Below are 8,516 nucleotides of genomic sequence, written 5' to 3'. Positions count from 1 at the left end.
TCTTCGCGGTGCCGCCGACGACGTTGCGCGCGTTCAGCGAGCCCACCAGCGTCAGCACCGCGCCGGCGCAGGTGCGCGCCCAGGTCGAGCGCCACCGCGCGCGCCTGGCCGGCGCCTGAACGCGCGCGGCGCCCGGCGCCGATGAAAACTCCGCGGCGCTGGATCGCGCATCTGGACATGGACGCGTTCTACGCGTCGGTCGAGATGCTGCGCTACCCGGAGCTGCGCGGGCAGCCGGTCGTCGTCGGCGGCGGCCGGCGCCACCAGCCCGAGACGCTGGCCGACGGCAGCCGCAAGTTCGCGACGCTGGCCGGCTATGCCGGCCGCGGCGTCGTCACCACCGCCACCTACGCCGCGCGCGACTACGGCGTGCATTCGGGCATGGGGCTGATGAAGGCGGCAATGCGCTGCCCGCAGGCGGTGCTGCTGCCGACCGACTTCGACGAGTACCGGCGCTACTCGCGCCTGTTCAAGGCCGCGGTCGCCGAGATCGCCCCGGTGATCGAGGACCGCGGCATCGACGAGATCTACATCGACCTCAGCGAGGTGCCCGGCGCCCAGGACAGCGTCGGCCACGACCCGGCCGGCGGCGTGCGCGCCGTCGCCCAGGAGATCCGCAACAACGTGCGCCGCACGACCGGGCTGGTCTGTTCGATCGGCGTCACGCCGAACAAGCTGCTGTCCAAGATCGCCTCCGAACTGGACAAACCCGACGGCCTGACGATCGTCACCGCCGAGGAACTGCCGACCCGCATCTGGCCGCTGCCGGTGCGGCGCATCAACGGCATCGGCCCCAAGGCCGGCGCCAGGCTGGCGACGCTGGGCGTGGACACGATAGGCGAGCTCGCCGCGCGCGAACGCGACTGGCTGCAGCAGCACTTCGGCCGCAGCTACGGCGCCTGGCTGGACGACGCCGCCCACGGCCGCGACGACCGGCTGATCGTCACCCACAGCGAACCGGTGTCGGTGAGCCGCGAAACCACCTTCGAACGCGACCTGCACGCGGTGCAGGACCGGGCGCGGCTGACCGCGGTCTTCACCGACCTCGCCGAACGTGTCGCCGCCGACCTGCAGCGCAAGGGCTACGCCGCACGCACCATCGGCATCAAGCTGCGCTACGACGATTTCCGCACCGTCACGCGCGACCTGACGCTGCCGGCTCCGGTGCTGGACGCCGCCGCCATCCGCCGCGCCGCCGGTCAATGCCTCAAACGCGTGGACCTGTCGCGCCGGCTGCGACTGCTGGGCGTGCGCGCCGGCACGCTGCAGCGCGCCGAAAGCGCGGCCGCGACCGGCGCTGCCCGTGGCGCGCGCACCACCCGGCCGGCACCGGCGATGGCCGAGCCCGAACTGCCGTTCTTCGATGCGCCACCCTCGGCGCCGGCACCGGTCGTGGCCGACAAACAGCAGGACACCCGCGGCGACAGTCGGGACAGCCCTTCGCCGGATTGAGCCAGCGCAAAAATTCGATACAAACGCGCGCCTAGTCTGGGCCCGTCATCAAAGAAAGCGCTGCCGCCATGTCCACCCTCTCCTGGTCCGATTCGCTGGCGCTGAACCAGCCGCAGATGGATGCCACGCACCACGAGTTCGTCGACCTGCTGGCGACGCTGGATGCGGCGTTCGACGGCCCGGAGAAGCTGCTGGAGCTGGCGCTGGACGCGGTGGTCGAACACACCGAAGGCCATTTCGCCCAGGAAGAGCACTGGATGCTGGGCATGGGTTTCGCGCCCCAGAACTGCCACTCCTACCAGCACGCCCAGGTGCTCAAGGCAATGCACGAGGTGCTGGACCGGCTGCGCCTGGACGGCGACGTCGTGCTGGCGCGGCAGCTCTTCGACGAACTCGTCGAGTGGTTCCCGGCGCACGCGCGCACGATGGACGCCAGCCTCGCGCAGTGCATGGCCTCGATGGCCTACGTGCCCGCCGACCCGGCGCGGATGCCGCCGCCGGCCGCGACGGCCTACGCCGCCTGCGCCTCCTGATCGGCACCCCCGGCGCCGCGCCCGCTGCTACGGGCGGCAGCACTCGGTAGCATCGCCTGCCGAGGAGACTGCCGATGCCCGTCATCACCGACATCGAAGACCTGCGTGTGCTCGCGAAGAAGCGGGTGCCGCGCATGTTCTACGACTACGCCGACTCAGGCTCCTGGACCGAGAGCACCTACCGCGCCAACGAGAGCGACTTCCAGGCGATCAAGCTGCGCCAGCGTGTCGCCGTCGACATGGAAGGCCGCAGCACCGCGACGACGATGGTCGGCGTGCCGGTGGCGATGCCGGTGGCGATCGCGCCGACCGGCCTGACCGGCATGCAGCACGCCGACGGTGAGATCCTGGCCGCGCGTGCCGCCGAAGCCTTCGGCATCCCGTTCACGCTGTCGACGATGAGCATCTGCTCGATCGAGGACGTGGCCGCACACACGAAGGCGCCGTTCTGGTTTCAGCTCTACGTGATGCGCGACCGCGACTTCATCGAGCGCCTGATCGCACGCGCCCAGGCCGCCGGCTGCGGCGCGCTGGTGCTGACGCTGGACCTGCAGATCCTCGGCCAGCGCCACAAGGACCTGAAGAACGGGCTGTCGGCGCCGCCCAAGCTGACTTTGACCAACCTGATCAACCTGGCGAGCAAGCCGCGCTGGTGCCGGGGCATGCTGGGCACGAAGCGCCGCGGCTTCGGCAACATCGTAGGCCACGTCAGCGGCGTCGCCGACATGAGCAGCCTGGGCGCCTGGACGGCACAGCAGTTCGACCCGCGGCTGAACTGGAACGACGTCGAGTGGATCAAGAAGCGCTGGGGCGGCAAGCTGATCCTCAAAGGCATCCAGGACGTCGAGGACGCGCGCCTGGCGGTCGCGTCCGGCGCCGACGCGTTGATCGTCAGCAACCACGGCGGGCGCCAGCTCGACGGCGCCGAGTCCAGCATCCGCGCGCTGCCGGCGATCGCGGCCGAAGTCGGCTCGCGCATCGAGGTCCACATGGACGGCGGCATCCGCTCGGGCCAGGACGTGCTGAAGGCGGTGGCGCTCGGCGCCCGCGGCACCTACATCGGCCGCGCCTTCCTCTACGGCCTGGGCGCGATGGGCGAGGCCGGCGTGACGAAAGCGCTGCAGATCATCCACAAGGAACTCGACCTGACGATGGCCTTCTGCGGCAGGAAGCGCGTCGCCGAACTCGGCACCGACATCCTGCTGCCGGGAACGTTCCCGACCTGAGTGGCGTTCCGATTCGTGGTCTGGCGCTTGGGCGTTGCATTTGCCACGCTCTTGACGTCCTGTCCCGGCGATCGGGCCCAGGTCGATGTCGTAGACTGGGGTTTACCCTTGGTCAACCCCAGCGCCGGAGCGCCCCATGAACGTGAGTCAGATGTCGCGCATCAAGCGCTGGCAAGTCGAGCACCGCCGCGAGGCGCCGCTCGAATACCACGCCTGGGACATGATGCTGACGCTGTGGGTGCTGGGCTGGATGGGCGTCGCACCGGCGCTGATGCTGCACTGGAGCTGGATGCTGGCGCTGTGCGTGCCGGCGTTCTTCGCGCCCTCGCTCTACGTGCGGCTGCGCGAGCGCCTGCACGTCAGCGGCCGGCTGCGCTGCGACTGGCTGCCGGCGCTGGGCTGATCAGGTCTTGGGCAGCGTGACGCCGACCTGGCCCTGGTACTTGCCGCCGCGGTCGCGGTAGCTGGTCTCGCAGACTTCGTCGCTCTCGAAGAACAGCACCTGGGCGCAGCCCTCGCCGGCGTAGATCTTGGCCGGCAGCGGCGTCGTGTTGCTGAACTCCAGCGTCACGTAGCCTTCCCACTCGGGCTCGAAGGGCGTCACGTTGACGATGATGCCGCAGCGCGCATAGGTGCTCTTGCCCAGGCAGATCGTCAGCACGTTGCGCGGGATGCGGAAGTACTCGACGGTGCGCGCGAGCGCGAAGCTGTTCGGCGGGATGATGCAGACGTCGGCCTCGATGTCGACGAAGCTCTTCTCGTCGAAGTTCTTCGGGTCGACGACGGTGCTGTGCACGTTGGTGAAGACCTTGAACTCGCGCGCGCAGCGGATGTCGTAGCCGTAGCTGCTGGTGCCGTAGCTGACGATGCGCTGGCCGTCGGCCGACTGCCGCACCTGGCCGGGCTCGAACGGCTCGATCATGCCCTGCTGCTCGGCCATGCGGCGGATCCACTTGTCGCTCTTGATGCTCACTTCTGTCCTCTGGACGGCCCGGCCGCGTCGAAAAGGCGCGATTGTGCGGGAAATGCCGCCTCCGGCACGTGGGTCAACTCAAGCCGGGCGGCACGCGGCCGATCAGATCGTTAACATCTTTCGCGAAGGAGAAGCGCCGATGCCGAGCCCGTTCCGCCCCGCGATCGACCTGCTGGCCCAGTACGCCCGCTACCACCGGGACGAACGCAACATCCTCACCCACTTCGTCGGCGTGCCGCTGATCGTGTTCTCGATCGGCGTGCTGCTGTCGCGGCCGGTGTTCGAGTTCGGCGGCCTGAGCCTGTCGCCGGCGTGGTTGTTGTTCGTGCCGGCAGCGCTCTGGTACCTGACCCGCGGCGAGTTCGCGCTCGGGTTGGCGGTGTCGCTGGCGGTGGCCGCACTGGTGGCGCTGGCGCAGCCGCTGGCCGAGACCGGCCGGCTCGCCTGGCTGGCGCTCGGCGCCGGCTGCTTCGCCGTCGGCTGGACCATCCAGTTCCTGGGCCACTACTACGAAGGCCGCAAGCCGGCATTCGCCGACGACCTGGTCGGCCTGCTCGTCGGCCCGATGTTCGTCGTGATGGAACTGCTGGCGATGGCCGGCTGGTTCAAGACGCTGGTCGAACGCATCGAACACCGCGTCGGCCCGACCATCGTGCGCGATCTGGCGCATCCGGCCACCTGAACGAAGACGGGCCGCCACGGCGGCCCGTCTTCGCGCCCGGCACGCGGCCGGGCCCCTTCTCACTGCGACAGGCCCAGCGTGTAGCTGCCGGTGCTGCTGTAGCGCAGCACGCGCACGTACAGCGTCAGCGCGCTGCTGCCGGTGTTGGCGTAGCTCAGCGCGTCGACCTGGCCGGTACCCAGCGTGCTGCTCGCCAGCGTGCTGCCGCTGCTGCTGTACAGATAGAGGTCGAAGTCGGCCGCCGACGGCGGCGTCAGCGTCGCGCTCAGCGTCTTGCCGACGGCCAGCGTCACCTTGTAGTAGTCGGTGTCGCTGCTCGACGAGATGCTGCCGCTGACCTGCGCCGGGTTCGCCGTCACCGACTGCGCCGTCGAGCGCGTGTTGTTGCTCTCGACCTCGGCCACCGGCGTCGGCGTGCCCCCGGTGCCGCCACCGACGGCCGCCGCCACCGCCGCGGCGGCGTCGACGATGCCCGTGCCGCACTGCGAGCAGGTCGCCGGGAAGGCGCGGGCCGAGCTCTTGAGCAGGCTTTCGACCTGATCCGGCGTCAGCGCCGCATTGCGCGCCAGCATCAGCGCCACCGCGCCCGAGACGTGCGGCGTCGCCATCGAGGTGCCCTGGTAGTAGGCGTAGCTGTCGGCGCCCGGCGTCGTGCTGCCGCTGTTGAGCGTCGACAGGATGCCGTCGGCGCTGGCGCTGCGCATGTCGCCGCCGGGCGCGGCAACGTCGACGACGCTGCCGTAGTTGGAGTAGTAGGCGCGGCCGCCGCTGCGGTTGACCGCAGCCACGGCGATCACGCCCGAGCAGCTCGCCGGCGAGTAGTTCGCGGCGTTGGCGTTGCTGTTGCCGGCGGCGACGACGACAACGGCACCGCGGCTGCGCGCGCCGTTGATCGCCGTCTGCGTCGTCGTGTCGCAGCTGCCGCTGCCGCCCAGCGACAGGCTCACCACCTTGGCCGGATAGGCGTTCGTCGGCAGGCCGCTGACGCTGCCGCCGGTGGCCCAGGTGATGCCGTCGGCGATGTCGCTGGTGTAGCCGCCGCATTTGCCCAGCACGCGCACCGGCAGGATCCTGGCGCCGTAGGCGACTCCGGCGACCCCGCTGGCGTTGTTCGTCAGCGCCGCGATCGTGCCGGCGACGTGGGTGCCGTGCCAGGAACTGCTGGACGCCGAGGTGCCGGTGCCGCATTCGCCGGCCGCGACCCAGTCGCCCGGGTCCTTCGCGTCGGCATCACGCGCGTCGCCGTCGTTGGAGACGGCGGTGTCCTTGATCATGTCGTAGCCGCCGACGATGTTGGCCGCCAGGTCGGCGTGCGGCCGGTAGCCGGTGTCCAGCACCGCGACGACGACGCCGCTGCCGGTGCTGCTGTCCCAGGCGGCGGGCAGGTCCAGCCCGGCGGTGGCTTCGTAGTAGTGCCACTGGTCGGCGTAGCGCGAGTCGTTGGGCGTCGCCATCGGCTGCAGCAGCCGGTCGGGTTCGACGTACTCGATGTCCGCATCGGCCGCAGCCACGGCGGCGGCGACTTCGCGCAACCGCGCCAGCGTCACGCGCTGGTCCAGCTTCATCACCGCCGCCTGGCGCGCGTCACGGCGCAGCAGCCGCATCTGCAACCCGGCGCGGTTGACGACGGCCTGCGCTTTGGCCAGGGTCTGCGCGTCGCCGAGCGAGAAACCGGCCGTGCCCTTGCGGTACTTGACGATCAGCTGGTCGGTCCACTGCGCGCGCTGCTCGAGCGCCTGGGCGTCGAGCACGGCGAGATCGGCACCGCCGGCGACGGCGTGCTGACTGAAGACGGCGGCCACGGCCGCAGCGATGGCGGCGAGCCGACCGGCCCGCGAAACGATTGGAATCATCGATTAGCCTCCCGGGCGCCCGATGACGGGCGGTGACATGTTTCGGACCGGACAACCGGCCCGACGCCGGGCGCACAGCACGGCGCCCCGGCATGTTCGGCCCCGGGAGGCCGGCGTGAAGCCGGCGTTTCCCGCCCACCCCCACTCTTGCGTTTGCTTGCGCTCGTGTCGCGTCCGGTCACCGCGCCAGCAGCTCGCCCAGCACGGTGGCGGCGCGTGCAGTCTGTGCGGCGTCGACGTCGAGATGGGTCACGGCGCGCACGGTGCGCGCGGCGAAGGCGACCAGCAGCACGCCGCGTTCGCGCGCGCGGGCGACCAGGCTCGCGGCGTCCGGGGCTCCGGGCGCCAGGCGGAAGACGACGATGTTGGTCTGCACCGTCGCCAGGTCGAGCTCGACGCCCGGGCAGCCGGCCAGCGCCTCGGCCAGCACGCGGGCGTTGCGGTGGTCCTCGGCCAGGCGCTCGCGGTGCTGGTCGAGCGCATGCAGCGCCGCGGCGGCGAAGATGCCGTTCTGGCGCATCGCGCCGCCGAGCATGCGGCGGTGGCGGTCGCAGGCGGTGATCAGCGCACGCGGCCCGGCCAGCAGCGAGCCGCCGGGCGCGCCCAGCCCCTTCGAGAACGAGACGCCGACCAGATCGAACGGCGCCGCGAGTTCGGCTTCCGGCCGGCCGCTGGCGATGGCGGCGTTCCACAGCCGCGCGCCGTCCAGATAGCTCGCCAGGCCCAGCTCGCGCGCCCGCGTGCAGACGCGCTCGACCATCGCCTGCGGCACGACCACGCCGCCGGCACGGTTGTGCGTGTTCTCGATCTGCACCAGCGTCGTCGGCGGGAACACCGGCAGGCCGCGCGGCTTGATCGCGGCTTCGAGCTCGTCGACGTCGAAGACACCGCCGCGGCCGACTTCGACGATCTGCACGCCGGCGTTCGCCGCCGAACCGCCGGTCTCGTGCCAGGCGGCGTGGCATTCGCGCGCCGCGACGACCTCGTCGCCCGGGCGCGTCAGCACGCGCAGCGCGACCTGGTTGGCCATCGTGCCCGAAGGCAGCCAGATCGCCGCTTCCTTGCCCAGCAGCTCGGCGCAGCGGCGCTGCAGCGCATTTGTCGTGGGGTCCTCGCCGTACTGGTCGTCGCCGACCTCGGCGGCGGCCATCGCGGCGCGCATCGCCGGCGTCGGCCGGGTGACGGTGTCGGAACGCAGGTCGATCGGGTTCATTCGGTCCAGTCCTGCCAGATGTCGCGGGCGGCGGCCTTGGCCGCGCGGGTCGAGGGGGGCCGCGCCGGGGTGCCGAGCACGACCCAGCCGACCAGGGTCTCGCCGGGCCCGCAGAACGCCGCCTGCAGCCCGGCGTCGCGCACCTTGGCGCCCGAGAGCATCTTGCCGGCGAACCCGAGCGCGTGCGCCGCGTTCAGGTAGTTGGCCAGCGCCGCGCCGACGGCGATCCACTGTTCGTGCGCCGGCACCTGCGGATGCCCCAGGTCCAGGCGCGCGAGCAGCGCCACCGTGACCGGCGGTCGTGCAGCCCGCTCGGCGTCGAGTGCGGCACCGGCTTCGTCCTTGCCGGCACGCAGCGCGGCGGCGGTGAAGGCGGCGGCCAGCCGTTCACGCGCCGCGCCACGCACGACGACGAAGCGGTAGGGCACGAGTTCGCCATGGTCGGGCGCGTGCAGCGCGGCCTCGGCCATCTGGTTCAGCGCGGCGTCGTCCGGTGCGGGATCGACCAGGTGTTTGGCGCCCAGCGAATGGCGCGTCAGCAGCAGTTGTAGCGAGGTGTTCATCGGCCGCTAGCGTAAGCGAAT

The 8,516-nt window shown here is 71.2% G+C and carries 9 protein-coding genes; 5 read left to right on the top strand and 4 right to left on the bottom strand.

The features are described 5' to 3' along the window. Positions 1-141: 141 nt before the first annotated feature. The 4 genes from dinB to CKO43_RS11885 all read left to right on the top strand — a co-directional run bounded on the left by dinB (position 142) and on the right by CKO43_RS11885 (position 3,614). Positions 142-1,452 (top strand): DNA polymerase IV, encoded by a 1,311-nt coding sequence (dinB, locus tag CKO43_RS11900; RefSeq protein ID WP_242481133.1) that lies wholly within the window; start codon positions 142-144, stop codon positions 1,450-1,452. A 68-nt stretch (positions 1,453-1,520) separates the two neighbouring features. Then, entirely contained in the window at positions 1,521-1,985 is a 465-nt protein-coding gene (locus CKO43_RS11895) for a hemerythrin domain-containing protein (protein WP_200229121.1), read from the top strand. Positions 1,986-2,059: 74 nt separating this feature from the next. Then, positions 2,060-3,211 carry an alpha-hydroxy acid oxidase gene (locus CKO43_RS11890; RefSeq protein WP_200378758.1) on the top strand — a complete coding sequence of 384 codons (1,152 nt, stop codon included), beginning with the start codon at positions 2,060-2,062 and terminating at the stop codon, positions 3,209-3,211. A 136-nt stretch (positions 3,212-3,347) separates the two neighbouring features. Continuing rightward, a complete protein-coding gene (locus CKO43_RS11885; protein ID WP_200229123.1) occupies positions 3,348-3,614 on the top strand; it encodes a hypothetical protein in 267 nt (88 codons plus the stop codon). Here the strand turns inward: CKO43_RS11885 and dcd are convergent, their stop codons facing one another. Then, positions 3,615-4,184: a dCTP deaminase gene (gene dcd, locus CKO43_RS11880; protein ID WP_200229124.1), complete on the bottom strand. Its 570-nt coding sequence runs from the start codon at positions 4,182-4,184 to the stop codon at positions 3,615-3,617. A gap of 139 nt (positions 4,185-4,323) precedes the next feature. Here dcd and CKO43_RS11875 point away from each other — a divergent pair, with 139 nt between their 5' ends. Further along, positions 4,324-4,866, top strand: a complete 543-nt coding sequence (locus tag CKO43_RS11875; protein ID WP_200229125.1) for an Mpo1 family 2-hydroxy fatty acid dioxygenase — start codon at positions 4,324-4,326, stop codon at positions 4,864-4,866. A gap of 59 nt (positions 4,867-4,925) precedes the next feature. Here the strand turns inward: CKO43_RS11875 and CKO43_RS11870 are convergent, their stop codons facing one another. From CKO43_RS11870 to CKO43_RS11860, 3 genes are all read right to left on the bottom strand, one after another. Then, positions 4,926-6,668 (bottom strand): S8 family peptidase, encoded by a 1,743-nt coding sequence (locus CKO43_RS11870; protein WP_346728246.1) that lies wholly within the window; start codon positions 6,666-6,668, stop codon positions 4,926-4,928. Positions 6,669-6,897: 229 nt separating this feature from the next. Next, positions 6,898-7,932 (bottom strand): threonine aldolase family protein, encoded by a 1,035-nt coding sequence (locus tag CKO43_RS11865; RefSeq protein WP_200378756.1) that lies wholly within the window; start codon positions 7,930-7,932, stop codon positions 6,898-6,900. Then, positions 7,929-8,495, bottom strand: a complete 567-nt coding sequence (locus tag CKO43_RS11860; RefSeq protein ID WP_200229129.1) for a nitroreductase family protein — start codon at positions 8,493-8,495, stop codon at positions 7,929-7,931. Before CKO43_RS11860 ends, CKO43_RS11865 begins: the two co-directional genes overlap by 4 nt. Between the last annotated feature and the right edge of the window lie 21 nt (positions 8,496-8,516).

This window comes from Rubrivivax gelatinosus (assembly GCF_016583785.1).
Classification (GTDB): Bacteria; Pseudomonadota; Gammaproteobacteria; order Burkholderiales; family Burkholderiaceae_C; genus Rubrivivax; species Rubrivivax gelatinosus_B.
This window is presented reverse-complemented; position numbering and strand designations above follow the sequence as displayed.

What these genes read in the sequence shown, in the direction of transcription:
- dinB (WP_242481133.1), top strand. Translation starts at nt 142, where the DNA reads ATGAAAACTCCGCGGCGCTGGATCGCGCATCTGGACATGGACGCGTTC.
- CKO43_RS11895 (WP_200229121.1), top strand. Translation starts at nt 1,521, where the DNA reads ATGTCCACCCTCTCCTGGTCCGATTCGCTGGCGCTGAACCAGCCGCAG.
- CKO43_RS11890 (WP_200378758.1), top strand. Translation starts at nt 2,060, where the DNA reads ATGCCCGTCATCACCGACATCGAAGACCTGCGTGTGCTCGCGAAGAAG.
- CKO43_RS11885 (WP_200229123.1), top strand. Translation starts at nt 3,348, where the DNA reads ATGAACGTGAGTCAGATGTCGCGCATCAAGCGCTGGCAAGTCGAGCAC.
- CKO43_RS11875 (WP_200229125.1), top strand. Translation starts at nt 4,324, where the DNA reads ATGCCGAGCCCGTTCCGCCCCGCGATCGACCTGCTGGCCCAGTACGCC.
- CKO43_RS11865 (WP_200378756.1), bottom strand. Translation starts at nt 7,932, where the DNA reads ATGAACCCGATCGACCTGCGTTCCGACACCGTCACCCGGCCGACGCCG.
- CKO43_RS11860 (WP_200229129.1), bottom strand. Translation starts at nt 8,495, where the DNA reads ATGAACACCTCGCTACAACTGCTGCTGACGCGCCATTCGCTGGGCGCC.